Annotated in this window: 26 protein-coding genes; 11 read left to right on the top strand and 15 right to left on the bottom strand. The window is 72.9% G+C overall.

The genetic code is table 11. From position 1 onward, the window contains the following. Positions 1-10: 10 nt before the first annotated feature. From H5965_RS17035 to H5965_RS17050, 4 genes are all read right to left on the bottom strand, one after another. Positions 11-1,195: a 5-(carboxyamino)imidazole ribonucleotide synthase gene (locus H5965_RS17035; RefSeq protein WP_310970937.1), complete on the bottom strand. Its 1,185-nt coding sequence runs from the start codon at positions 1,193-1,195 to the stop codon at positions 11-13. Between the two features lie 13 nt (positions 1,196-1,208). Beyond that, positions 1,209-2,417: a glycosyltransferase 87 family protein gene (locus H5965_RS17040; RefSeq protein ID WP_310970939.1), complete on the bottom strand. Its 1,209-nt coding sequence runs from the start codon at positions 2,415-2,417 to the stop codon at positions 1,209-1,211. Beyond that, entirely contained in the window at positions 2,392-3,735 is a 1,344-nt protein-coding gene (locus H5965_RS17045) for a glycosyltransferase 87 family protein (RefSeq protein WP_310970940.1), read from the bottom strand. The genes H5965_RS17040 and H5965_RS17045 overlap by 26 nt, the downstream gene beginning before the upstream one ends. A gap of 70 nt (positions 3,736-3,805) precedes the next feature. Next, positions 3,806-4,651, bottom strand: coding sequence for a GGDEF domain-containing protein (locus H5965_RS17050; protein ID WP_310970941.1), 846 nt, complete (start codon positions 4,649-4,651; stop codon positions 3,806-3,808). 270 nt (positions 4,652-4,921) lie between these two features. Here H5965_RS17050 and H5965_RS17055 point away from each other — a divergent pair, with 270 nt between their 5' ends. The 6 genes from H5965_RS17055 (at position 4,922) to H5965_RS17080 (ending at position 11,528) form a co-directional block, all read left to right on the top strand. Further along, positions 4,922-7,144, top strand: a complete 2,223-nt coding sequence (locus H5965_RS17055) for a sigma-70 family RNA polymerase sigma factor (protein WP_310970942.1) — start codon at positions 4,922-4,924, stop codon at positions 7,142-7,144. Positions 7,145-7,228: 84 nt separating this feature from the next. Continuing rightward, positions 7,229-7,756 carry a GtrA family protein gene (locus H5965_RS17060; RefSeq protein WP_310970943.1) on the top strand — a complete coding sequence of 176 codons (528 nt, stop codon included), beginning with the start codon at positions 7,229-7,231 and terminating at the stop codon, positions 7,754-7,756. Positions 7,757-7,987: 231 nt separating this feature from the next. Further along, on the top strand, positions 7,988-9,277 hold the full coding sequence (locus H5965_RS17065; RefSeq protein WP_310970945.1) for an MFS transporter: 1,290 nt from the start codon (positions 7,988-7,990) through the stop codon (positions 9,275-9,277). A 12-nt stretch (positions 9,278-9,289) separates the two neighbouring features. Then, entirely contained in the window at positions 9,290-10,138 is an 849-nt protein-coding gene (locus H5965_RS17070) for an NAD(P)H-binding protein (protein WP_310970946.1), read from the top strand. Between the two features lie 19 nt (positions 10,139-10,157). Further along, positions 10,158-10,802 carry a response regulator transcription factor gene (locus H5965_RS17075; RefSeq protein WP_310970948.1) on the top strand — a complete coding sequence of 215 codons (645 nt, stop codon included), beginning with the start codon at positions 10,158-10,160 and terminating at the stop codon, positions 10,800-10,802. Between the two features lie 102 nt (positions 10,803-10,904). Then, positions 10,905-11,528, top strand: a complete 624-nt coding sequence (locus tag H5965_RS17080) for a response regulator transcription factor (protein WP_310970949.1) — start codon at positions 10,905-10,907, stop codon at positions 11,526-11,528. Positions 11,529-11,549: 21 nt separating this feature from the next. On the opposite strand, the gene H5965_RS17085 is transcribed toward H5965_RS17080, so the two are convergent. Both H5965_RS17085 and H5965_RS17090 read right to left on the bottom strand, forming a co-directional pair. Then, a complete protein-coding gene (locus H5965_RS17085) occupies positions 11,550-12,833 on the bottom strand; it encodes an ATP-binding protein (protein ID WP_310970951.1) in 1,284 nt (427 codons plus the stop codon). 3 nt (positions 12,834-12,836) lie between these two features. After that, positions 12,837-13,532 (bottom strand): response regulator transcription factor, encoded by a 696-nt coding sequence (locus H5965_RS17090; RefSeq protein WP_310971365.1) that lies wholly within the window; start codon positions 13,530-13,532, stop codon positions 12,837-12,839. A 42-nt stretch (positions 13,533-13,574) separates the two neighbouring features. Here H5965_RS17090 and hisN point away from each other — a divergent pair, with 42 nt between their 5' ends. Next, positions 13,575-14,360: a histidinol-phosphatase gene (hisN, locus tag H5965_RS17095; RefSeq protein ID WP_310970953.1), complete on the top strand. Its 786-nt coding sequence runs from the start codon at positions 13,575-13,577 to the stop codon at positions 14,358-14,360. On the opposite strand, the gene H5965_RS17100 is transcribed toward hisN, so the two are convergent. The 5 genes from H5965_RS17100 to H5965_RS17120 form a co-directional block, all read right to left on the bottom strand. Then, positions 14,361-14,621 carry a hypothetical protein gene (locus H5965_RS17100; RefSeq protein ID WP_003105220.1) on the bottom strand — a complete coding sequence of 87 codons (261 nt, stop codon included), beginning with the start codon at positions 14,619-14,621 and terminating at the stop codon, positions 14,361-14,363. Then, positions 14,621-15,598: a TNT domain-containing protein gene (locus H5965_RS17105; protein WP_310970955.1), complete on the bottom strand. Its 978-nt coding sequence runs from the start codon at positions 15,596-15,598 to the stop codon at positions 14,621-14,623. Before H5965_RS17105 ends, H5965_RS17100 begins: the two co-directional genes overlap by 1 nt. Before the next feature lie 109 nt (positions 15,599-15,707). Further along, a complete protein-coding gene (locus H5965_RS17110) occupies positions 15,708-16,637 on the bottom strand; it encodes a hydroxymethylglutaryl-CoA lyase (RefSeq protein ID WP_310970957.1) in 930 nt (309 codons plus the stop codon). Beyond that, positions 16,637-17,215 carry a PH domain-containing protein gene (locus tag H5965_RS17115; protein ID WP_310970959.1) on the bottom strand — a complete coding sequence of 193 codons (579 nt, stop codon included), beginning with the start codon at positions 17,213-17,215 and terminating at the stop codon, positions 16,637-16,639. The genes H5965_RS17110 and H5965_RS17115 overlap by 1 nt, the downstream gene beginning before the upstream one ends. Positions 17,216-17,300: 85 nt before the next feature. After that, on the bottom strand, positions 17,301-18,098 hold the full coding sequence (locus H5965_RS17120; protein ID WP_310970961.1) for a biotin--[acetyl-CoA-carboxylase] ligase: 798 nt from the start codon (positions 18,096-18,098) through the stop codon (positions 17,301-17,303). 81 nt (positions 18,099-18,179) lie between these two features. On the opposite strand from H5965_RS17120, the gene H5965_RS17125 reads away from it, so the two are divergent. Next, complete coding sequence (locus H5965_RS17125; RefSeq protein ID WP_310970963.1) at positions 18,180-19,208, top strand: C40 family peptidase; 1,029 nt, start codon at positions 18,180-18,182, stop codon at positions 19,206-19,208. A gap of 165 nt (positions 19,209-19,373) precedes the next feature. Here H5965_RS17125 and H5965_RS17130 read toward each other — a convergent pair whose 3' ends face one another. After that, positions 19,374-20,024 (bottom strand): response regulator transcription factor, encoded by a 651-nt coding sequence (locus H5965_RS17130; protein WP_310970965.1) that lies wholly within the window; start codon positions 20,022-20,024, stop codon positions 19,374-19,376. Further along, complete coding sequence (locus H5965_RS17135) at positions 20,021-21,121, bottom strand: histidine kinase (protein ID WP_310970966.1); 1,101 nt, start codon at positions 21,119-21,121, stop codon at positions 20,021-20,023. Before H5965_RS17135 ends, H5965_RS17130 begins: the two co-directional genes overlap by 4 nt. Positions 21,122-21,313: 192 nt before the next feature. On the opposite strand from H5965_RS17135, the gene H5965_RS17140 reads away from it, so the two are divergent. Continuing rightward, positions 21,314-21,634: a DUF6223 family protein gene (locus H5965_RS17140; protein WP_310970967.1), complete on the top strand. Its 321-nt coding sequence runs from the start codon at positions 21,314-21,316 to the stop codon at positions 21,632-21,634. Between the two features lie 9 nt (positions 21,635-21,643). After that, on the top strand, positions 21,644-21,979 hold the full coding sequence (locus tag H5965_RS17145) for a VOC family protein (RefSeq protein WP_310970969.1): 336 nt from the start codon (positions 21,644-21,646) through the stop codon (positions 21,977-21,979). Here the strand turns inward: H5965_RS17145 and H5965_RS17150 are convergent. Further along, on the bottom strand, positions 21,968-23,005 hold the full coding sequence (locus H5965_RS17150) for an alkene reductase (RefSeq protein WP_310970970.1): 1,038 nt from the start codon (positions 23,003-23,005) through the stop codon (positions 21,968-21,970). The two genes, H5965_RS17145 and H5965_RS17150, sit on opposite strands and share 12 nt — an antisense overlap. Positions 23,006-23,070: 65 nt before the next feature. Here H5965_RS17150 and H5965_RS17155 point away from each other — a divergent pair, with 65 nt between their 5' ends. Continuing rightward, entirely contained in the window at positions 23,071-23,925 is an 855-nt protein-coding gene (locus tag H5965_RS17155) for a sigma-70 family RNA polymerase sigma factor (RefSeq protein ID WP_310970971.1), read from the top strand. Here H5965_RS17155 and H5965_RS17160 read toward each other — a convergent pair. Continuing rightward, a complete protein-coding gene (locus H5965_RS17160; protein WP_310970972.1) occupies positions 23,915-24,502 on the bottom strand; it encodes a dihydrofolate reductase family protein in 588 nt (195 codons plus the stop codon). The two genes, H5965_RS17155 and H5965_RS17160, sit on opposite strands and share 11 nt — an antisense overlap. Positions 24,503-24,638 lie beyond the last annotated feature (136 nt).

The following is a 24,638-nucleotide window of genomic DNA, read 5'->3' on the forward strand; positions in this document are numbered from 1 at the left end:
ACCTCTCCCGTCAGTGGATTTCGTAGCCGTCGAGCCAGACGGCGTGGGACAGCCAGTGCGCCGACAGCAGCGCGCGGTTGCGCAGGTCCTCCATGCGCTCGCCGGTGAAGTTCACGTGCCCGAGCTTGCGGCCCGGCCGCTCCTGCTTGCCGTACAGGTGCACCCGCGCCTCCGGGTACCGCGCGAACAGGTGGTGCAGCCGCTCGTCCGGCCCCATCTCGGGCAGCTCCGGCGCGCCCAGGACGTTCGCCATCACGCACGCGGGCGCGATCAGGTCCGTCCGGCCCAGCGGGTAGTCGAGCACCGCCCGCAGGTGCTGCTCGAACTGGGACGTGCGCGAGCCGTCCATGGTCCAGTGCCCGGAGTTGTGCGGGCGCATCGCCAGCTCGTTCACCAGCAGCCCGGTGTCGGTCTCGAACAGCTCGACCGCGAGCAGCCCGGTGACGTCCAGGGTCGACGCGATCCGCAGCGCCAGGTCCTGGGCCTCGTGCACCCGCGAGTCGTCGAGCCCCGGCGCCGGGGCGAGGACCTCGGTGTTGATGCCGCCGGTCTGCACCGTCTCGACCACCGGGTACGCCGCACCCTGGCCGAAGGGCGAGCGGGCGACGAGCGCGGACAGCTCCCGCCGCATCGCCACCTTCGCCTCCACCAGCAGTGCCGTGCCCGCGGCCAGCAGCTCCGGCACGGTCTCGCGCGCGTGCTGCGCGGTGTCGAGCATCCAGACGCCACGGCCGTCGTACCCGCCGGTCGCCGCCTTGAGCACCACCGGCCAGCCGTGCTCGGCGCCGAACGCCACCACGTCGTCCACAGAGGACACCTCGGCGAACGCCGGGCCCGGCACGCCGAGGCCCGCCATCATCTCGCGCATCACGAGCTTGTTCTGCGCGAAGCCGAGCGCGGACGCCGCCGGCCGGATGACGTGGCCCTCCATGGCCAGCGTCAGCAGGTGCTCCCCCGGCACGTGCTCGTGGTCGAAGGTGAGCACGTCGACCGACGCCGCGAACTTCCGCAGCGCCTCGAGGTCGGTGTGGTGGCCGATGGTGACGTCGCCGGCGACGAGCCCCGCGGCTTCGTTCTCCCCCGCGGCGAGCACGCGCAGGGACTGGCCGAGGGAGATCGCCGCCTGGTGGGTCATCCGGGCGAGCTGGCCGCCGCCCACCATGCCCACGACAGGCAGACCGGTGTGTTTGTCCATAGCGCCAGTCAGCCTAAACGGTCACGACCTGGGGTGACCGCCGGACCAGACGAAGCTCACGCGCCGCGAGCCCCAGGATGCCGCCGGCCGCCGCGAGCACGTAGCCGTTGCCGAGGACCGACCACCCCAGGCCCCAGCCGAACTCGACGTCCCCGCCGTTGGGCACGAGCATCACGACCTGCGAGACGAACAGCGCCGTGACGGCCGCCGCGGCCCACCACCGCGCCTTCACCAGGAGCAGCGTGATCAACGGCACGCACCACACCCAGTGGTGCGACCACGACACGGGCGACAGCAACAGCCCGTAGAACGCCGTCACGAGCAACGCGGCCGCGTCCTCGCCACGCCGGTGCAGCCGCACGACGAGCCACACCGCCGGCACGGCGAGCACCGCCGCCACTCCGACCGCCACCGCCAGCGACCAGGGCGCCAGCGCGGAGGCCCGGTTGACCAGCCCGTTGAGCGACTGGTTGAAGATCCAGTGCACCGACCCGACCCGGCTCGGGTCGGTCGCCGAATCCCGCCAGAACCGCACCGCGTCGGCCGGGATGATCGCGAACATCACCGCTTCGAGCGCCGCGAACGTGCCCAGGGCCCGCAGCCCGTCCTTCCACCGGCCCGTGAAGAACAGGTGCGGCACGAAGATCAGCGGGGTCAGCTTGATCGCCGCTGCCACGCCGATCAGCACGCCCGCCCAGCGCGACCTCCGCGCCGACAGCACCAGGACGTCCAGCACCACGAACGCCATCAGTATCAAGTTGATCTGGCCCAGGAACAGCGTCTTCCACACCGGTTCCAGCGCCAGCGCGACGGCCGTTCCCGCCGGCAAGGCCCACCGGCTTCTTCCCAGAAGCGACGAGCCCCCCGGCGGCGACGAAACCACCGTGATGACGACCATAAGACCGACCACCGACAAAACCGCGATCACGCCCCAGACCAACCCCGACGGCACCAGGGCGAGCGGCAGGAAGAGCGGCGCGGCGGCCGGTGTGTAGGTGAACGGCAGGCGCACCCAGTCCGGCAGCGCGGTCAGCACGTCCCGCGTGTAGAGCGGGTCGCCGTGCAGCAGCGTCAACGCCCCCGCACGGTACACGGCGCTGTCCGCGCCCAGGTGCCAGCCGGCCAGCCAGCCGACCACCCCGAAGGCCAGGACGAGGAGAGCGAGAACCCCGGCGAGGACGCGGCCGGTGCGCGCCTCAGACCCCGGCGGGGACGTCGGCATCCGCGGCCGCCTTCTTCCGCGCCCGCCGCAACAGCCCCCAGCGCAGGATGAGCGCGAGGGCCAGCACGACCGGCATCAGGATGTACGCGTCACCCAGCACGTTCTGCCACACCTTCCAGTGCAGCTCGACGTTGCGGCCGTTCGGCAGGATCAGCAGCACGCAGCTGACGAACACGAACGCCACCAGCCCGGTCCCGACCCAGCGCTTCCACGCCGTCTTCGGGGTGGTCTTCGGCAGCCGCGAGACCAGCAGCACGATCAGCGGGATCACCCAGACCCAGTGGTGCGTCCACGAGATCGGCGAGATCAGCAGCGTCCAGAACGCCGTCACGAGCATCGCGGCCAGCGCCTGCCCCTTGCGGTGGAACCGCAGCAGCAGCCACAGCCCCGGGACGGCGAGCAGGAAGCCGATGCCCATCGCCGCCTTCGACGCCCACGGCGCGAGGTCGGTGGCCCGGTTCATCAGCGCGTTGAGCGACTGGTTGCCCGCCCAGTGCACCGGTCCGATCCGGCCGGTGTCCGGCAGCGTGACGGTCCAGTACTTCGCCGCGTCGTGCGCGTTGATCAGGAACATCAGGCCCTGGAGCACGATGAACGTGGCCAGCCCGCGCAGCGCGTCCATGCGGCGGCCGGTGATGAACAGGTGCCCGAGGAACACCAGCGGCGTCAGCTTGATCGCCGCCGCGACGCCGACCAGCACGCCGCCCCAGCGGCTCCCCCGCGCGCCGATGACCAGCATGTCGAGCAGGATCATGGCCATCAGGATCAGGTTGATCTGGCCGAGGAAGATCGTCCGCCAGACCGGCTCGAGGCCGAGGAAGACCAGGAAGAACACGATGGTCGAGCGGGCGGGCGAGGCCCACCAGCGCGGGCCGTCCGCGGCCGGGCGCGGCAGCGCGCCGATGGCGATCCGGATCGACAGCGCCATCGCCCCCAGCGAGACGGCCGTGATCAGGCCCCACGAGATCTGCGTGGGGAACGCCGCGAGCGGGACGAAGATCAGTGCCGCCGTCGGCGGGTAGGTGAACGGCAGGAGCGCCCACCACGGCTCGTTGGGCAGCGTGTTCGCGTCGTAGAGGGAGTCGCCGTGCAGCAGGGTGAGGGCGCCCGCGCGGTAGACCGCGCTGTCGACGCCGAGCACCCAGTCGTGCTGCCAGCCGTAGATGCCGTACCCGATCGCGACCAGCGGAATCACCGACAGGATCAGGATCGACCGCGGGCGGACGGACAGCCGGGCGAGTGATTTCCGAAGGGCCAGCCGGTGCTGGGGTCTGGCCGCGATCTCGCCGTCGACGTCGGTGGGTACGGTCCGGGTCACCGCACCAGGAAATCATGACCGGCCCGGTCCCGGTCGGAAGGGTCCGGGCGAAACCGGACTTTCCGGTGTTCTACGCGCGCGCCAGGTGGGCCAGCAGGTCGCAGGCGAGCTCGTGGGTGGCCGGCAGCCGCACCGCCGAGACGCGCGGACGGCCGACGTCCGCCAGCTGGGCGTCGACCTGCAGCCGCTCGTGCAACGCCCGCCGCAACGCGACCCCCTGCGAAGCGACCCGCTCGTCCTTCGGGACCAGGGCCGCGACGACGGACGGGCCCAGCGAGGCGACGCTCTGGCCGCTGTCGAACACCGTCCGCAGCGCGTCCGCGACCAGGATCATCCCGGTCAGCCGCGGGAACCCGGCGACGGCGCTGAGGTCGAGCGAGACGACGAGCAGCACGTGGTCTTCGGCGGCCGGCCGCTCGCGCGCCTCGGCGGCGCGGTAGACCTCCGCGAGCCGGGTGCGCAGGTAGGCGGCCGACGGCAGGCCGGTCAGCGGGTCGGTGACCTCGGTGTGCACGAGCTGGTCGGTGGCGACGTCGGCCCAGGCCAGCGCGGTGGTCCGGAGCAGCCGCGCCGGCGTGGCGTCGACGTCCGGCGAGACGAACCCGTCGCCGCTGTGGCCGAGCACGGCGTGCAGCGCGGCGAGGTCGGCGAGGGTCTCCGCGAGCCCCGCACCGGCCGCCGCGCGGGCCCTGGCCAGGCCGGCCAGCGCGGTTTCGGCGGCTTCGACGCGGCCCTTCGCCATCACCGCCGCGCAGACGGCGTCGACCTCGGGCAGGGCCCAGTCGCTGGGGAACCGCCAGCCCGCGGCGAGGCTGGCCGTGCGCCAGCGGGCCCGCAGCGCACGCAGGGAGGCGTCCCGCTCGGCCGGCGTGGACGGGGTGTCACCGGAGCCGGGTCGCGCAGCCGGAACATCCACTGGCCACCCGCCCCTTTCGTCCGGTTCGCAACGATCTTGTTCGGTGCTTCACGATGAGGACGCACCCCGGTGGGCCCCGTGACGCGTACTGACCAGTTTTTGTCTCGGCGCTTTTCCCCGGGCGGGCCCGGGGGTGGGTGATTTTGCTCCGCCGTCGGAGTCATCACCCCCACCACGACGTGACCGCCGGAGGCGGGTCAGTCACACTTGTCTCGCGTCCCGGATCGGCCTGTAATGGCAGGTCCTGGCTCTAGCCGACCGAGGAGTGCCGTGTCCACCGTTCCCGCCGATCTCAGCGGAAAGAGTGACGCCGAGCTGATCGCGGAGGTCCGCTCCGGGAAGATCGACTCGTACGGGACGCTCTACGAACGGCACACCGGCGCGGCCCGCAATCTGGCCCGCCAGCTGGCCCGCTCCAGCTCCGAAGCCGACGATCTCGTGTCCGAGGCGTTCGCCAAGGTGCTCGACACGCTCCGTGGCGGCAAGGGGCCGGACACAGCCTTCCGGGCGTACTTGCTCACCGCCCTGCGTCACACCGCGTACGACCGCACCCGCAAGGAACGCCGGGTCGACCTCAACGAAGACATGACCGAGGTCGGCGGCGCCGCGGCCGAGGCGCTGACCGTGCCGTTCTCCGACACCGCGGTCGCCGGCCTCGAGCGGACGATGGCCGCCAAGGCGTTCGCGCGGCTGCCGGAACGCTGGCAGGCGGTGCTCTGGCACACCGAGATCGAGCAGCAGAGCCCGGCCGAGGTCGCGCCGCTGCTGGGCCTGACCGCGAACGGCGTCTCCGCGCTCGCCTACCGCGCCCGCGAAGGCCTCCGCCAGGCGTACCTGCAGGTCCACCTGCAGGAGAACGCCGAGGAACGCTGCCGCGCCTGCGCCGAGCGGCTCGGCGCGTGGACCCGCGACGGACTGTCCAAACGGGAGCGCGCCCAGGTGGAGAGCCACCTCGACGAGTGCGACCGGTGCCGGGCGCTGGCCGCGGAGCTGGCCGACGTCAACGGCGGGCTGCGCGCGATCATCGCCCCGATCGTCCTGGGCGGCGCCGCGCTGGGCTACCTCGCCACGATCGGCGCCGCGAAGGCGAGCGCGGCCACGGCGGCCACCGCGGGTGCGGCCGCCGCCGGTGCCGCGGCGGCGGGCGGCAAGGCCGGTGCGGGCGCGGGAGCCGCGGCCGGCGGGCCCCGCCAGTTCGCCGGGGTCGCCGCCTCGGGCGCCGCGGTCGTCGCGGCCGTCGTCATCGCGCTCGCCGCGGGCGGCGGGGCGCAGGAGGTCCCGGTCGCCGCCCCGGTACCGCCGCCGGCCCAGCAGGTCCAACCGCCGGCCCCGAAGCCGCAGCCCCCGGCCCCGCCCGCCGCTCCGCCGGTCGAACCCCCGGCACCCCAGCCCCCGGCCCCGCCCGCGGCACCGCCGGTCGAGCCCGCTCCGCCGCCGGTCGCCCCGCCCGCCCCGGCCCCGCCGCCCGCGCCGGCTCCGCCCGCTCCGGCGCCGCCGTCGATGTCCGCGACGACCCCGCCGGACGGCGTCGAGCTCAGCCCGGGCACCGCGACGAACCTCCCGATCACCGTGCGCAACGACGGCGGCAGCGTGTCCGAGCCGGTGGCGGTCGCGCTCAAGCTCCCGCGCGGGGTTCGCGCGGTCGAGACCGGCGGTGGCGGCGCCCCGGCCGCCCGAGCGCAGGCCCCCGGCCCGGTTTCGGTGAACTGCCCCGGCGGCGAGGGCACGGTCACCTGCAAGACCGGCGCCGGCCTGCAGCCCGGCCAGAGCGCGACGCTGAACTTCCGCCTGCAGGCCGACGAAGACGCCGAAGGCGGCACGGTGACCGGCTCGGTCACGGCCGGCGTGCAGATCTCCGTCGCGGTGAGCGTCAAGGTCACCGTGAAGGTCCCGCCGGACGCCGTGGTCCTGGAAGCGCACACCGACCCGATCTCGATGTTCCCGTGGTTCCCCCACCCGCGGATCTACGTGACGGTCCACAACACCGGCCAGACGGCCAAGCCGGTCACGGTCACCTTCGACGCCCCGCTCAAGCAGTGGTGGAGCCTGCGCGACTTCCCCTGCACGTCGACGGGCACGGGCGCGACCTGCACGACGAAGAGCGCACTGGCCCCCGGCCAGCACGTCAACCTGTGGGTCCAGCTGAAGAGCCGACCGAACGACGGCCGGGCGACGGTCGAGGGCCTGCTCGGCCGGGCGACGGCGCCGCGGGTCACCGTGGACTTCGGCTGCTGGCGCCACTGGTGCGGCAAGGACCCGGTGCCGGCCCCGACGACGCCGTCGGTCCCGAAGCCGACGCCGTCCAAGCCGAAGCCGACCCCGACCAAGCCGACGTCGAAGCCACCGGCCACGACGCCGGACGAGCCGACGAGCGAGCCGCCGGTGTCCACGACCACGACCACGACCGGCGCACCGCCGCGGTCCGGCGGGAAACCCGGGGCAAAGCCGCCGACCGTCACCCCCGAGAAGGCGTTCGGCTGGCTGACCGGCTGACGCAGCCGCCCGATATCCGGACATTCACGGCAGCAGTGCCGCCTGAACCACAGGTAAACGCGGTGTTCTCCTAGACTGCGTGGTGTGACCGTTGTGGAAACCGTGCTCAAGCGCACGCCGGAACCACTGCGTTCGGTGCTGATCAAGCACCGGGAGCTGCTGAAGTTCGCGATCGTGGGCGGCACGACGTTCGTGGTCGACAACGGCGTCTGGTACGCGTTGAAGCTGACGGTGCTGGAGCCGAAGCCGACCACGGCGAAGGCGATCGCGATCATCGTCGCGACCATCGTGTCCTACATCCTCAACCGCGAGTGGTCCTTCCGGACCCGCGGCGGGCGCGAGCGGCACCACGAAGCCGCCCTGTTCTTCGTCATCAGCGGCATCGCGGTGGGCGTCAACCTGGTTCCCCTGGTCATCTCGCGGTACGTGCTCGACCTCGAGGTCCCGCACGTGACGTTCCTGGTCCAGGAGGTCGCGGACTTCGCGAGCGGGTCGATCATCGGCATGCTGCTGGCGATGTTCTTCCGCTTCTGGGGCTTCAAGAAGTGGGTGTTCCCGGACGAGCTGGGCGAGCGGCGCCGGGACAGCGACCAGGTCAGCCGCCTGCCCTGAAAAAATACTTGTCTTCAGACATGTACTTGTCTAGAGTCATCTTCGTCAGTGTTCCTGCGTAGAGGACGCCGTCCGGGTTCGGCCGGGCGAGCGGGACGATTCGAGGTGGTTTCCGAGCGCGAAGAGGTCGCATCCGTTCGCGGATGACGATGGAGCCTTTTCCCGACTCGACGGGGCGCGTTTCCGACGCGTCCGCATCTCTCGTCCCTTCTGACGAAACAAGGTTTTCTCTTGAGCACGATCGCGCCTTCGCGCGCCCTGAAAGCTGCCCTCACGGGCCTGTTCCTGTCCGTTTTCCTCGCGATGCTCGACGCCCAGGTCGTCGCCACCGCGCTGCCCCGGATCGCCGCCGAGTTCGGCGGCACCGGCGCCTACGCCTGGGTCACCACCGCCTACCTGCTCGCCGGGAGCGCCACCGCGCCCCTCTACGGCAAGCTCGGTGACGTCTTCGGCCGCAAACGTGTGCTCCTGGGCGCACTCGCCCTGTTCCTGCTGGGCTCGCTCGCCTGCGGCCTGGCGCCGTCGGCCGCGTTCCTGGTTGCCGGGCGCGTACTGCAGGGCGCCGGTTCCGGTGGCCTCTTCATCTCCGTCGGCGCTTCGCTCGGCGAGATGTTCTCGCCCCGCGAAGGCGCGAAGTACTTCGGCTGGTTCTCGATCTGCTTCGCCGTCGCTTCGCTCGCCGGGCCGGTGGTCGGCGGCCTGCTCACCGGCGTCGCCGGGTGGCGGTCGATCTTCCTGATCAACCTTCCGCTCGGGCTCGTCGCCCTGGCCTGCCTGAAGACGCTCGACCTGTCGACCCGGCGCCGGGAAGCGCCGTTCGACTTCGCCGGCGTGCTCCTGCTCGGCACGGCGATCACCGGGTTCACCCTGCTCACGCCGTGGTCGCTCGGCCTCGGCGCGGTCGCGGCCGTGGTGTTCGTGGTCGTCGAACGGCGGGCCGAAGCGCCCGTGCTGCCGCTGCGGCTGTTCCGCGACCGCACGTTCACCGTGTCCGTGCTGCTCAGCGTGCTCGCCGGGTTCGCGTTCCTCGGCTCGGTCAATTACATCGCGGTCTACCTGCAGGCCGACGCCGGTCCGGCGGAAGGCGGGCTGCGGCTGCTGCCGATGACGCTCGCCGTGTCCGTCGCCTCCGTCGTCGCCAGCAAGGTCATCGCCCGCACCGGCGCCTACCGCTGGGCACCGCGGCTGAGCATGGCGCTCGGCCTGCTCGCGGTGCTCGGCCTGCTCACGCTGGAGGGCCTCCCGCAGGTCCTCGGCTGCCTGGTCGTCTTCGGCTTCGCGGCCGGGCTCAACCTGCAGGTGCTCGCCATGGCCACGCAGAACACCGCCCCCGCCGCGGACCGCGGTGCGGTCGCCGCCGGCGTCAACCTCGCCCGCGCGCTCGGCTCGGCCCTCGGCCCGGTCGCGCTGGGCTTCGCCTACCACGCCGGCACCCACGGCGTCTTCCTCGCGCTGCTGCCCGTGCTCGCGCTCGGCCTCGTCACGGCGTTCGCGCTCCCCCACGTCCCCCTTTCCCGATAAGGAGAACCCACGATGATCTTCGTCCTCGGCGCCACCGGCAAGGTCGGCCGCCACCTCGTCCCCGCCCTGCTCGACGCCGGTGCGGACGTCCGCGCGCTGACCCGCGACCCGGCGAAGGCCCGGATCGACCCGCGCGCCGACGTGGTCCGCGGCGACCTCGACACCTCGGACCTGCCCGCCCTGCTGGCCGGCGCGGACCGCGTGTTCGTGCTGACCCAGGGGCACAGCGCCGACCGGGAAGCGGCGGTCGCGCAGGCCGCCGCCCGGGCCGGCGTCACCCACCTCGTCAAGCTGTCCACCACGGGTGTCCACTTCGGACAGCAGGACGCGATTTCCCGCGCCCACGCCGAAGCCGAGCAGGCCGTCCGCGAAGCCGGACCGTCCTGGACCATCCTGCGGCCCGGCGCCTTCATGGACAACCGGCTCGCCTGGATCGGCTCGATCCGCGAAGAAAACGCCGTGTACGTGCCCGAAACCGATCCGCCGTCCGCGCTGGTCCACGTCCGCGACATCGCCGAGGTCGCGACGCTCGTCCTCACGACGTCCGGGCACGAAGGCGCGACCTACGGGCTCACCGGCGGCGAAGCCCTCACCGCCGAGCAGCAGGTCGCCATCCTGTCCGAGGCGATCGGCCGTCCGCTGAAGTACGTCGAAGAAACCGAAAGCGCCGCGAAGGACCGGCTGATCCGGACGTACGGCTGGCCCGCGAAGGCCGTCGACGGCCTCTTCGCCCTCAAGCGCGAGTCCGCCCCGCACGAACACGTCGTCTTCGACACCGTCGAGCGGCTGCTCGGCCGGCCGCCGCTGACCTTCGCGGTCTGGGCACGGGAGAACGCGTCCGCGTACCATCACCAGGAGTGACCAGGGGGAGGTGGGGCGGATGAGCGACCTGCGCGTCCTCGTCGTGGACGACCATCCCCTGTTCCGGATCGGCGTGGGCACGCTGCTCGCCGCCGAACCCGGCATCGAGGTCGTCGGCGAGGCCGCCGGCGGGGCCGACGCGGTCGCCTCCGCCGCCACCCTCCGCCCGGACGTCGTCGTGATGGACCTGCACCTGCCCGACCTGTCCGGGATCCAGGCGACCCGGCACATCGTGGCGGCCAACCCGGGCACCGGCGTGCTGATGCTGACGATGGCCGACGAAAGCGAGTCGGTCTTCGCGGCGATGCGCGCCGGTGCCCGCGGCTACCTGCTCAAGGACGCCGAGCCGGACGAGATCATCCGGGCCGTCCAGGCGGTCGCCCGGCGCGAGGCCATCTTCGGCCCGGACATCGCGAACCGCGTGCTCGCCTTCTTCAACCAGCCGCCGGTCAGCGAGCCGGTGTTCCCGGAGCTGACCGGGCGCGAACGCGAGGTGCTCGCGCTGATCGCGGCCGGGCACAGCAACAGCTTCATCGCCGGCACGCTGTGCCTGAGCCCGAAAACCGTGCGGAACCACATTTCGAACGTCTTCGCCAAGCTGCACGTGGCCGACCGCGCCGAGGCGATCGTCCGGGCCAGGGACGCGGGCCTCGGCCGGTCCTGAGAGGCAGTCGCCCGGGCAACATCGGGACGCCGGTCCCATGCGCCCGGGACACCCGAGCGGGCAGGCTGGGCAGCCTGCACCGTTCGAGGGGAATGGGGAACGATGTTCGAAACCGACCGGACCCCGGTGGTGGTCCGCGCCACCGATCCGATCCTGCACGACGGCGTCTGCATGGCGCTGCGGTCCCGCGACGACGTCCGGGTGGTGGACGACGGCACGGCCCTGGTCGCGCTGCTGGTCGCCGACCGGCTCGACGAGGCGATGACCCGGCTGCTGTCCGCGCTGCACCACCAGGGCTTCACCCGCATCGTGCTGATCGCGGGCGACGTCGACGACAACGAGATCCTCAACGCGGTCGAGCACGGCGTCTGCGCGGTCGCCCGGCGCGCCGACGCGGGCCCGGACGTCCTCGTCCGCCTGATCAAGGCCGCGGCCGCCGGGGAGGGCGCGCTGCCGCCCGACCTGCTCGGCCGGCTGCTGAACCGGGTTTCCCGGCTGCAGCGCCAGGTGCTCCAGCCGCGCGGCCTGCGCCTGGGCGGCATGAGCGACCGGGAGACGGAAGTCCTGCGGCTCGTCGCGGCGGGGTATTCGACGCAGGAGATCGCCGACGAGCTGTGCTACTCGCAGCGCACGGTGAAGAGCATCCTCCACGACGTCACCAACCGGTTCCAGCTGCGGAACCGCTCGCACGCGGTGGCTTACGCGCTGCGGGAAGGCCTGATCTGAGCCGACGGCCGGGCGCGTCGCCTACCGCGGGACGCGCTCGGCCGGCCAGCGCACCTCGGGGACGTCGCTCGGCCGCGGCACCTTCAGGAACAGGCTGAACACCGCCGGTCGCCGGTTCGACAGCTCCAGGCGGCCGCCGTCCGCCTCGACCAGGGCCCGCGCCAGCGCCAGGCCCACCCCCGTCGAGCCGCCGCCGGAGAATCCCCGCTCGAAGATGTGCGGCGCCAGCTCGTCCGGGACGCCGGGGCCGGTGTCGCTCACCTCGATCACCACCGTGCCCTCGGCGTCGCCGCGGCGGGCGATGAGGGTGACCGTGCCCGAGCCGTGGCGCAGCGCGTTGTCCAGCAGCACCCCGACGACCTCGCGGAGCCGGCCCGGCGTCGCCCGCGCCATCAGGCCGTCGGCCACGCGCGTGCGCAGGTTGCGGCCCTCCGAACGCAGCAGCTCGCGCCATTCCTGCGCCATCTCCGGCAGCTGCGTCGGCAGGTCCACCGGCTCCGCGCCGACCTCACGCGCCGCACGGGCGGCCGCGAGCAGCTCGTCGAGCGCCTCCGCGAGCCGGTCCGCCTGCTCCTGGGCGGCCTTCGACTCGTCGGCCACCTCCTCGTCCGGGTGCACGGTCAGCGGTTCCAGCCGCAGCTGCAACGCCGTCAGCCGGCTGCGCAGCTGGTGCGAGACGTCCCCGACGAGCTGGCGTTCCCGCTGCACGAGCTGGGCCAGTGCGGTGCCGGACGCGTCCAGTGCTTCGGCGACCATGTCGAGCTCGCCGACGCCGTAGCGGCTCGGGTCGGGCCGGAAGTCGCCGCCGCCGAGGCGGGCCGCGCGCTCGGCCACGTGCCGCAGCGGCTTCGCGAGCCGTCTGGCCGTCGCGATCGCCACCACCGCGCCGGTGCCGATCGACAGCAGCACCAGCAGCACGACGACCAGCGTGACCGTCGTCTGCCGGTCGTGCATCGGGCCGGCCGGGACGGCGATCTCGACTTTGCCGTCGCGGGCCAGGTCGGCCGTCTCGGTGACGGTGTCGGGGCCGGGACTGCTGCCGTAGCGCTTCTCCCTCTGGCCGCTGGCCCGGACGGTGAGCAGCCCGTTCGCCGGGACCGCCGCGCGCACCTGGTCGAGGTCGATCTCCTGGCCGTTGGCGATTTCGGTGTCCAGGATCGCCGCCGCCGCGCGGGCGTTCTCCGCGAGCGTCTCGCGGTAGCTGGACTCGATCTGCCAGCTCGCCACGATGCCCAGCGGGATGCCGAGGACCGCCGAGCTGACCGCGACGGCCAGCAGGATGGCCAGCAGGATGCGGCGGCGCACGGCTTATTCGGCGTTGAAGCGGAAGCCGACGCCGCGGACGGTCGCGATCCGCCGCTCGCCGTCGTGGCTCTTGCTGGTGCGGCCGGCGGCCTCGTCGGCGGCGATGGCGAGCTTCCGGCGCAGCCACGACATGTGCATGTCGAGCGTCTTGGACGTCTTCGACTCGAGGTCGTTCCAGACCTCGGCGAGGATCTCGTCGCGGCTGACGACCTGCCCGGCGCGGGTCATCAGCACGCGCAGCAGCTCGAACTCCTTGTTGGCCAGCTGGACCTCGTGGTTGTCCACGGTGACCAGCCGGGCGCCGAGGTCCATCCGCACCCCGCCGGCCTCCAGGACCTCGGGCACCCGGCGGCGCAGCAGCGCGCGGATCCGGGCCAGCAGTTCGGCGAGCCGGAACGGCTTGGCGACGTAGTCGTCGGCCCCCGCGTCCAGGCCGACCACGAAGTCGACCTCGTCGGTGCGGGCGGTGAGCATGAGGACGGGCAGCTCGGTCCCGGCCGCGCGGAGCCGGCGGCAAACCTCCAGGCCGTCCATCCCGGGCAGGCCGAGGTCCAGCACGAGCAGGTCGACGCGCTGGGCGGCGGTGGCATCGAGCACCGAAGGGCCGTCGGTGACGACGTGGATCTCGTATCCCTCGCGTTCGAGGGCGCGGGAGAGCGGTTCGGCGATGGCCGGATCGTCTTCGGCAAGTAGGACCATGCTCACCTGGCCAACTCTACGGCGCACGGGCGTGAAAACATCGTGACCGTGCCTGGCTACGAAGATGATCTGGCTCTCGCCACCCGGCTGGCCGACGCCGCCGACGCGATCACGACGGCGCGGTTCCGCGCCCTGGACCTGGCGGTGGAGCGCAAGCCCGACCGCACCCCGGTGACCGACGCCGACACCGCGGTCGAGGACGCGATCCGGGCCCTGCTGGCCGCGGAACGCCCCGGCGACGCGGTGCTCGGCGAGGAACGCGGCGGCTCGGCGGCGACCGGCCGCGCGTGGGTGCTCGACCCGATCGACGGGACCAAGAACTTCCTGCGCGGAGTACCCGTTTGGGCGACCCTGATCGCCTTGGTTTCGGACGGCGACCCGGTGGTCGGCATGATCAGCGCACCCCTGCTGGGCCGCCGCTGGTGGGCGGCTGCGGGCGCCGGAGCGTTCTCTTCGGACGCCGCCGGGACGCGGAAGCTGTCGGTTTCGCAGGTTTCGTCCCTTTCGGACGCTTATCTGTCCACAACGGACCTGAACTCGTGGGTCGAGTACCACTCGCGCGACAAGTACCTGGGCTTGGTGGACGCGTGCTGGGAGACCCGCGCGTTCGGCGACTTCTGGCACCACGTGCTGGTGGCCGAAGGCGCGTTGGACGTGGCGGCCGAGTGCGTCGTCAACCCGTGGGACGTCGCGGCCGCGCAGGTGATCGTGACGGAGGCGGGCGGCCGCTTCAGCGACCTGGACGGCGTCGGGCGGTACGACAACGGGAGCGCGCTCTCGACGAACGGCCGGCTGCACGAAGAGGCTCTGGCGATCCTGAAGCGGTAGTCAGGAGCCGGGGAGCAGGCCGACGGCGCCGCGGGCGACCTGCGCCCACGCGAGCCGCCCGAACAGGTAGTGGCAGGCCACCTGCTCACTGGTGAACCGCGCCCAGTCGTAGCGGTTGCCCTGCTCGCGCCAGAACACCTCCCACGCCTCGTCCTCGCCCTGCATCAGGCACCAGGCGTTGTCGACCTCGGCGCCGAGCGAGACGACCTCCGGCGGCACGCCCAGCACGCCGAGCCACCGCTGGATCGACTGGGTGTTCATCAGTCCTCTTCCCCCTTGGCCTCGGCGAGGTAGCCGAGGGTCACCAGTTCGTCGGCCGCCAGGAGGGCACGGTACCGGGTGCCGCCGCCGACCTGGCCGTACCAGTTCGCGGTCTCCGAGCGCCACATCGGCACCTTGCGCACGACGACGTACCGGCGGTACTCGGCGTCCAGGAACGCCGGTGGCAGCGAGCGTTCCGCGAACGGCGTGCCGTCCTCGTAGAGGATCCGCCCGTAGGCCGGGCCGAAGCGGTCGAGGACCGTGTTGACCGGGACCATCACCGGCTCGGGCCAGTCCACGCTGCCCTCGGGGTACTGCTCGCCCGGCGGCCACGCGTACTCGGGGCCGAGATCGCTGTGCCCGACGACGAACCGGCGGATCCACACCGCCTGCGTCGCCCGCGCATACGGCACGTACCCCTCTTTCAGGTGCCGCGGCACCGGCCGTGACGGTGCGGTCGGCGAGCGGCGGAAGCCCGCGGTGACGTTGGTGAGGGCCTGGTCGTCGAAGATCAGCCGGGCGTCCGGGTGGTCGTTCGGCGGAAAGCCGTCGGGGTCGTCGGGCAGCGGCAGCTGGCGCGCAGGCTTGTCCATCGCCACCGGGAGGTGCCCGATCGGGAACATGTGCACCAGGAACAGCGCGACGACGCTTTCCCGTTCCGTGCGCGGCGAGCCCAGCGGCGGCAGCGGCGCGGGCGAGCCCGGGTTCGGCGGCGGGCCCGCGACCGGCGGCGGCCCGGCCACCGGCGGCGGGGGCAGCGGGGCCGGCGTCGGTGGAGGCGGCGGGGCCGGGGGCAGCTGGAACGGCGGCAGCAGCGGCGACACCGCGTGCGGCCAGGCCGCGGGGTTGCCCGAGGGCGGGGTGGGGGCCTCTTCGAAGGCACCCGAATCCGCCAGGCCGTACCCGGGCAGCTGCACCGGCCCGGTGTCGAGGTCGCCCTCGCCCGGTTCGGAGCCCGCCTCGGAAGGCTCGGTCACACCCATCCTCCGGCTCGGTCGGTGCCCGGCGGGCACACGCTGTTCGACGCGGCCGCGGCGCTGCCGGTCCCCCTTGATACCGCACCCCTTCCCCCAGGGCGCGACTAGGTCAGCTCAATGCGGCGACCACGCGGGACGGGCTCGGGCGGCCGAGCTGTCCCGCCATCCACGCGCTGGCCGCCACCAGCGCGTCCAAGTCGACGCCGGTGGCCACCCCGAGACCCTCCAGCATCCACACCAGGTCCTCGGTCGCGAGGTTCCCGGTGGCCGATTCGGCGTACGGGCAGCCGCCGAGCCCGCCCGCCGACGAGTCCACAGTCGACACTCCACATCGGAGCGCCGCCAGGGTGTTGGCGAGCGCCTGGCCGTAGGTGTCGTGGAAGTGCACCGCCAAAGCACCGACGTCGCCGAACAGCCCGATGAGCGTCTCGACCTGCCCGGCTGTCGCGACGCCGATGGTGTCGCCCAGGGAAAGCTGCGAGCACCCCATGTCCAGCAGCCGGCGGCCGGCGGCGGCGACCTGCTTCGCCGGCACGACACCTTCCCAAGGGTCGCCGAAGCACATCGACAGGTACCCGCGGACGTCCAGGCCCGCTTCCCGGGCCCGTGTGACGACCGGTTCGAACATCGCGAACTGTTCGTCCAGCGACGAGTTGAGGTTTTTGCGCGCGAACGTCTCCGTCGCGCTGGCGAAGATCGCGATGTGCTCGACACCGGCGTCGAGGGCCCGGTTCAGGCCCTTCTCGTTCGGCACCAGCACCGGGTACCGGACGCCTTCGCGGCGGTCGAGCCGGGCCAGCAGCTGCTCGGCGTCGGCCAGCTGCGGCACCCACTTCGGGTGGACGAAGCTGGTCGCCTCCAGCGTGGTGAGCCCGGCGCCGGCCAGCCGGTCGAGGAACTCGAGCTTGACCTCGACCGGGACGATCGCCTTTTCGTTCTGCAGCCCGTCGCGCGGGCCGACCTCCCAGATGGTGACCCGGTCCGGCAGGTCGCCCGCCGAGGGGACCCGCTCGGGCAGGCCCAGTTCGCGCGTGCCCATCAGCGCCGTCTCTCGCCACGTGGCGGGTGCCCGCCGCCCTGGGGCGGCAGGGGCGTGGTCTGCTGGGCGCCCGGCCGGTAGTCGTCGTACGGGTTGTCGTTGACCTCGCGGTAGATGACCGTGTGCACCTTCTCGACGTGCGGGATGTCCTCGAAGCGCAGCGGCTCGTCCGACGCCGACTCGATGATGAGCGTGCCGCAGCCGAAGACCCGGTCCAGCAGGCCGTGCTCGAACTGGACGCTGTTGATCCGGCCCATCGGGATGTCGATGCCGGTGCGCTTGAGGACGCCCTCGCGGGCGATCAGCCGGTCCGTCGTCACGATGAAGTGGGTGGTCCGCCAGCGCACGAGCGGCGCCAGGAACAGCCACACGATCAGCACGAGCGCGACGACCCCGATGGCGATCAGCCCGACCGAGTTCCACGGCGAGGACGCGTCCTTCGCCAGGATCGCCAGCCAGGTGCCCGCACCCAGGGTGACCAGCAGCGCGAGCGTCGGGAAGATCAGCATCTTGAAGTGCGGGTGACTGTGCACCACGACGTGCTCTTGCTCGCTGAGCAAATCGTCCGGATAGGCCACGGCGGACGCTCCCAAGGTCGGTGCGGCGGTGTCGTCTCACCGTACCGGCGAGCGAGCAGGTGGTGGGCGCGGACGCCCCGACAAATCAGGCCGGACGGACGTGGACCACGTCACCCGCGAAGACGGTGTGCCGCTGCCCGCCCGCCACGTCGATCTGCAGCTGGCCGGCGGCGTCGATGTCGGCCGCGCGGCCGGTCAGCGCGGAGCCGTCCGGCAGCTGCACCTCGACGTCCTGGCCGAGGGTCGCGCAGTGGGCGCGGTAGTCGCCGAGCAGCCCCGCCTCGGTGAGGTCGCCGCCGGCCAGCCGCCAGCGCCGCTCCAGGTCGGCGAACCCGGTGAGCAGCGCGATCGCGACGTCGGTGCGGTCGGTGTTCGTGGCACCCTGTTCGGCCAGCGACGTCGCGGGCAGGCCGCCCGGGCCCGGCTGGACGTCGCCGAGGGGCAGGACGTTGAGGCCGATGCCGAGCACGATCGACGGGGCGTCCCCGGCGACGGCCTCGGCGAGGATGCCGGCGCACTTGGCGCCGTCGACGAGGACGTCGTTCGGCCACTTGAGCACGGCGTCCACCCCGACGGAGGCAGCGGCGGCCCGGACGGCGAGCCCGGCGACGACGGACAGTGAGCCGAGCACCGCGAAGGGGACACCCGGCCGGAGTGCGACGCTCAGGTACAGCCCGGCACCCTTCGGCGAGCTCCACGAACGTGCCCGCCTGCCGACTCCCGCTGTCTGCTCTTCGGCGAGCAGGACGGTCCGGTCCGCGGCGCCGTCTTCGAGGGCTTTTCGCAGGTCAGCATTGGTGGACCCGGTGCGCTCGACGACGTCGATCTTCGCGTAACGATCTTGGAGCGCCGCGGTCAGCCGCCCGGCGTCGATCTCAGGCATGTGCCCACAATATGGGAGTCCCCCTAACGTGCAAGCTACTCAGTCGTTCACCAAGAGGTGCGCTCTTCTAAGTTGGAACCCGTGACGGCGAAGCAGACTTCGTGGGCCCGCGGCGCGGCGCTGCGCGGCCTGGTGGCGCTGCCGCTCGTCGCCGGGCTCGTCACGGCGGGCTGGCTGCTGGCCGACCGCTCGCCGGAACCCGCGGCCGCCCCGGCGCCCCCGCCGGTCGTGCGCGACGCGGCGTCGGGCCCGTCGGTCCTCGAAGTCAGCGCACCGGTGAAGGCGCAGGAGCCTGGCCAGGGCGCGTCCGGCCAGGGCGGCAAGAGCCCCTTGCGGCAGTGGGCGGACCAGCTGGCCGGCCCCCTCGACATCCCCGCCGACGCGCTGGTCGGCTACGCGAACGGCGAGCTGACGCTCCGCGGCGAAGACCCGTCGTGCCACCTCTCGTGGGTCACCCTGGCCGGCGTCGGCGCGGCGGCATCGAACCACGGCCGCAGTGGTGGCAACCTGCTGGGTCTCTCGGGCGCGCAGGCCAAGAAGTACGGCTCCGACGCGCCGGTCGCGGCCGGCCGGGCGCTGTGCGCGGGCGGCACGGACCTCGGCGCCGGCCCCGGCTGGTGGAAGGCGATCGCGGCGTACCACCCCGGCGACGGGGCCGAGCTGTTCCGCCAGCGCGTGCTCGGCATGGCCCAGCTGTACGCCACGCTGTCCCTCGACCCGGCATCGGCGGACTCGCCGCGGGTCCGCGCGACCCGCTTCGCGCTGGGTCAGCTCGGCCTCCCGTACGTCTGGGGCGGCAACGGCCCCGACGCGGGCGCGGCGGGCTTCGACTGCTCCGGCCTGACGAAGGCGTCGTACGACAGCGCGGGCGTCGCCCTGCCGCGGACGGCGGACAGCCAGTTCCGCGCGCTCCCCCCGGTACCGGCCACCCAGGAGCCCCGCCTCGGCGACCTGGTGTTCTACGGCAGCCCGGCGACCCGCATCCACCACGTCGGCCTGTACCTGGGCAACGGCCTGATGATCAACGCGCCGACCGAGGGCCAGGCCATCCAGATCCACACGTACCACTCGAAGGGCGACGACTACGCGGGCGCGGGCCGTCCCGCCTGACGCGACACCATCTCGGCGATCCAGACGGGCGCGAACGGTGAGGTTGCTGCGCCAGGCAGGCGTTCATCGCCCACTGCAGCCGGGCGGGCGCGGTCTTGAGCCCCGTTCGAACGCCTTCGGGCGGCAGATCAGGGTCGCTGGTTGTCGCCGTGGTTCTCACGTCACTCACTGCGGCACCACCAGCCCCGACTGGTAGGCGAACACCACCAACTGTGCCCGATCCCGCGCTCGCAGCTTCATCATGGCCCGGTTGACGTGCGTCTTCGCGGTGAGCGGGCTGATCACCATCCGTCCGGCGATCTCCTCGTTCGACAACCCGCGCGCCACGAGCGTGACGGCTTCGCGCTCCCGGTTCGTCAGTTCCGCCAGCCCCGCCCCGGGAACGAGCGGCTGGGTCACGTACCGGTCGATCAGCTTGCGGGTGATCGACGGCGCCAGCAACGCGTCCCCGCGCGCCGCGACGCGCACCGCGTGCAGGAAGTCCTCCGGCTGGATGTCCTTGACGAGGAACCCGGCCGCACCCGCGCGCAGCGCCTCGAAGACGTACTCGTCCAGGCCGTAGTTGGTCAGGATGACGACGTGCACCCCGGCCAGCGCCGGGTCCGCGGCGATCCGCCGGGTCGCCTCGATGCCGTCGACGCCGGGCATCTGGACGTCGACGAGCGCGATGTCCGGCCGGTGCTCCAGCGCGAGCCGCACCGCCTCGCCGCCGTCACCGGCTTCGGCGACGACCTCGATGTCGGCTTCGACGTCGAGCAGCGCGCGGAACCCGCTGCGGATGAGCGGCTGGTCGTCGGCCAGCAGGACGCGGATCACGCCGGGTCCACCGGGAGTTCGGCCTGGACGCGGAAGCCGCCTCCGCGGCGAGGCCCGGCTTCGAGCCGGCCGCCCAACGCCGTGACGCGCTCGCGCATCCCGGTCAGGCCGACGCCCGGTGCACTGTCCACTGTGGCCTTTCCGTTGTCGTCGACGCGGATGACCAGCGCGCCGGGCCGGTGGTCGATCCGGACCGACGCGGTGTCCGCGGCGGCGTGCCGGGCGACGTTGGTCAGCGACTCCTGGACGATCCGGTAGGCGGTCCGGCCGACCGCAACCGGCACGGCGTCGTGCGTGCCCTCGACGGTCAGCTGTGCGTCGAGGCCGCCGGTCCGGGCCTGGCGCACGAGGTCGGGGACGTCGTCGAGCCCGCGCGGCGGGTCCTTGTCGTCGTCGCGCAGCGCCTCCAGGGTCGCGCGCAGTTCCCGGGTCGCCTCGCGGCCGGCGTCGCGGATGGCCAGCAGCGCCTCGGGCACGTCTTCGCCGCGCTTGCGGGCCAGGTGGACGGCGACTTCGGCCTGCACCTTGATGACGGAGATCTGGTGGGTCAGCGAATCGTGCAGCTCACGGGCGATGTGCAGCCGTTCCTCGTCCGCACGCCGCCGCGCGGTCTCCTCACGGGTGCGTTCGGCCTCGTCGGCCCGGCGCTCGGCCTGCCGCAACGCCTCCCCCGCCGCCCCCGCGGCGATCAGCCACGCCAGCTGGAGGACGTCGCGCGACTGCGTGAACGCCGCGCCGGTGTCGGGCACGCCGGATACCAGGAGCGCCAGCGGAACCGCGGCCAGCATGAGCACCGAAGCGACGACCGCGGCGATCCGGTGCCCCGCCCGGACGGCGGCGTACACGGCGAAGAGGTAGGCGACGACGGGCACTTCGAACCCGGCGACCTGGTAGGCGAGCGCGCAGAGCGCGGTCGCGGCCAGCACGGCGACCGGCGCCCGGCGGCGCGCGGCCAGGGCCAGCCCGCCGGCGGCCAGCGCCGCGTACCCCAGGACGTCGAGGTCCGTGGAAGCGTGCGTCGCGGACCGCCCGGCGACCACCAGGGCCGCCGCGACCCCGGCGGCGATCACCCCGTCGACGACCTGCGCACGGCTCATCCCCGAACCCTAACCGGGCGCCCGCCCGGCGAAGTCGTGCGTGAAGCGCATTTCCCGGCTACTGCGCCCGCGGTAGTCCTCCGTTTCCTGCGACGTCCGCGGCAGCGCGAAGTGCCTGCTCGCGCACAACGACGGGCCCGGGGGCGGGCGGCCATGCTTCCGGCGTCCGATCCGGAACAGAAGGAGCACCTCATGAATGTCCTCGCCGCGGCCAGTGCCTACGACCTGACCCCGGGACGGCTCTGGTCCTTGATCGCCGTGGTGTTCGGAGTGGCGGGGGTGGTCGCGGGCGTGCTGGCCCTGCGCCGCGGCCGGGGAGCCGTCGCGGCCCTGGCGAGCGGCGTCGTTTCCGTCGTGATCGGCGGGTGGGTCGTGGCCACCGCGAAGGGCGGGCCCGGCACCGGCTACGGGATCGTCGGCGGCTACGTGGACCTGGTGATCGGCGCGGTCGCCCTCGTCCTCGGCGGGCTGGCGGTGGCGCGCTCGCGCGGTTTTGTCGGTGGTCGCCGCTAGCGTCGGGTCATGTTCGAAATCGACTTCGCGGAGTTTCCGTCCACGTCCGCCGAGGCGTCCGGGCGGTTCTTCGAGCGCGCGTTCGGCTGGAAGGCGACCCCGTACGGACCGGACTACACCGACGTCCGGGCCGAGGGCCTCACGCTGGGTTTCCAAGCGGACGCGGCAGAACAACCCCGCGCACCCCTGCTCACGATCCGGACCGACGACCTGCCGGCGGCCCGCGAGGCGGTGGCGGCCGCGGGCGGCGTGGTCACGAAGGAGCCGTTCGCCTTCCCGGGCGGGCGGCGCTTCCACTTCCGCGAGCCCGGCGGCAGCGAACTGGCGGTGTGGTCACGGGATTAGCACCGCCTGATCCAGGTAACCGGCCGCCCCGCCGCCGTAGAACGTCGCCGGGTCGGCGGCTTCGAGCGGATGCCCGAGCGCGAACCGCGTCACCAGGTCCGGATTCGCGACGAAGTGCCGCGCGTACGACACCGCGTCCGCGATCCCGGCGTCGATCACCGCGTCGCCGGTCTCGCGGTCGAAGCCGTTGTTGACGATGAGGAGGCCATCGAACAGGTCCCGATAGCGAGCGAAACCCGCGAAGTCCGGCCCGGTGTCGGGACCCCGCAGGTGCAGGTAGTCCGCGTCGAGCCCGGCGACCAGTTCGTCGTACTCGGCCCGCAGCGCATCGTCCACGGTGAACAGTCCGCCGGTCCACCACGGCGAAAGCCGGACGCCGACCCGGCCGTGCGCGGCGGCCGCGTCGACCACCTCGGCGAGCAACCGGCGACGAGCGGCCGCGGACCCGCCGTAGGCATCGGTGCGGTGGTTCAGCCGCGGGTGCAGGAACTGCGCGAGCAGGTACACGCCGTTGGCCGCGATCTCGACGCCGTCGAACCCGGCGCGCCGGGCGTTCTCCGCCGCCGTGCCGTAATCCGCGACCGTCGCCCGGATCTCGGCCACGCTCAGCTCGCGCGGCGTGCCGGTCGGGCCGCGCCCGGACGGCAGGTACACCGGCTCGTCCGGGTTCACCGCCGACGGCCCGGCCGGCCGCTCGCCGAGGAAGTGCGGGTGCGAAACCGCCCCGGTGTGCCACAGCTGCAGCACGATCCGGCCGCCGAGCGCGTGCACGACGTCCGTGACCCGCCGCCACCCGTCGACCTGGGCTTCGGTGTACACGCCGGGAACGTCCGAAAAGCCGACGGCCCGTTCACTCACCCAAGTGCCTTCGGCCACGATGAGCCCGGCGCCGGCGCGCTGCGCGTAGTAGGCGACCTGGAGGTCGCCGGGCACTCCGCCGGGGACGCGCGCCCGGGTCGTCGGGGCCACGACGACCCGGTTCGGCAGGCGCCACCCGTCCAGGTCGGCAGGGGTCAGCAAGCTCATCCGGTCACCTCCGGTCGCGGGGATACGTCGAGGAGGCGACGGTGGACGCGAGCGAAAGGTGACCGATGGACGACCTGGCGGCGGGATTCGAGGCCGAACGCGGCCGGTTGCGCGGGCTGGCCTACCGGATGCTCGGCTCGGCGGCCGAAGCGGACGACGCCGTGCAGGAAGCCTGGTTGCGGCTGAACCGGGTGGACTCGGTGGACAACCTGGCGGCCTGGCTGACCACGGTCGTCTCCCGCGTCTGCCTCGACGTGCTGCGGTCACGGAAAGCCCGCCGCGAGGAGCCGTTGGACGTCGTCTCCGAGCCGGTGGCCGACGCCGATCCGGCGGGCGAAGCCGCGCTCGCCGACTCGGTGGGCCGCGCGCTGCTCGTCGTGCTGGACGCGCTCGGGCCGGCCGAGCGGATCGCCTTCGTGCTGCACGACCTGTTCGCGGTGCCGTTCGACCGGATCGCCCCGGTGCTGGACCGCACGCCGGTGGCGGCGAAGAAGCTGGCGAGCCGGGCGCGGCAGCGGATCCAGGGCACCACGCCGCTGCCCCCAGCCGACCTGGCCCGGCACCGCCGGGTGGTCGACCGTTTCCTGGCCGCGGCCCGCGGCGGCGACCTCGCCTCGCTGCTCGACGTGCTGGCCCCGGACGTCGTCCGCCGCGCCGACGCCGCTGCACTGCCGGTGGGTGCACCGCTCGAGGTGCGCGGGGCCCGCGCGGTCGCCGAGGAGACCCAGGTGTTCGGGAAGCGGGCCCGGTTCGCCGAAGCGGCCCTGGTCGACGGCGCGGTCGGCGTCGTCGTCGCGCCGCGCGGGCGGCTGCTGCTCGCCCTGGCCGTGACCGTCGAGGGCGAGCGGGTGGCGGCGTATGAGGTGATCGCCGACACCGCCCGCCTCGCCGCGCTGCACGTCACGCTCCTCAGCGCTTGACCCGGTAGGACAGGTGCGTCACGCCGGTGCCCTCGGTGACCTCGGGGTCGGTCAGCTTCGTGGTGGCGTCGAGGTTTTCGAAGAAGCGGACGCCGGAGCCGAGGAGCACCGGGACCAGGTCGACCTGGACGCCGTCGAGCAGGCCGAGGTTGAGGCACTGCTGGGCGATCGTCGTGCTGGCCACGGCGACGTTCTTGTCGCCGGCGGTCTTCTTCGCCTGCTCGACGGCGCTTTCGAGGCCGTCGGTGACGAAGGTGAACGGCGCGTCCGGGTGCGGCCAGTCCGCGGGCTCCTCGTGGGTGACGACGAAGACCGGGACGCCCATCGGGTGCGTGCCACCCCAGCCCTGGGTGAGGTTGAACAGGCGGCGGCCGGTGATCAGCGCGCCGACGTTCTCCATCGCCGCGCGCAGCATCTTCGCGCTGGCTTCGGAGGTCTTGAAGGTGGCCCAGTCGACGGCGGTGGGGACCTCGACGTCGCCGTTGCCGAACCACTCGAACAGGTGATCGATGCGGTCTTCCGGGTCGGCCACGAAGCCGTCGAGGGACATGGACATGTTGGCGATGACGTCGGCCATTTCTAGCTCCTTTTCGCTGGTCAGAGGCGGTGTGCCCTGATGACGGGAAGTCTTCCGCGTCCGGCTCGCCGGAAGATCTGCCACCTGGCCGACATCCGGGGACGGGTGGCCGATGCCTTGACACCGGATGGTCGCG

The sequence above is a fragment of the Amycolatopsis sp. 505 genome, assembly GCF_031625235.1.
Lineage (GTDB): Bacteria > Actinomycetota > Actinomycetes > Mycobacteriales > Pseudonocardiaceae > Amycolatopsis.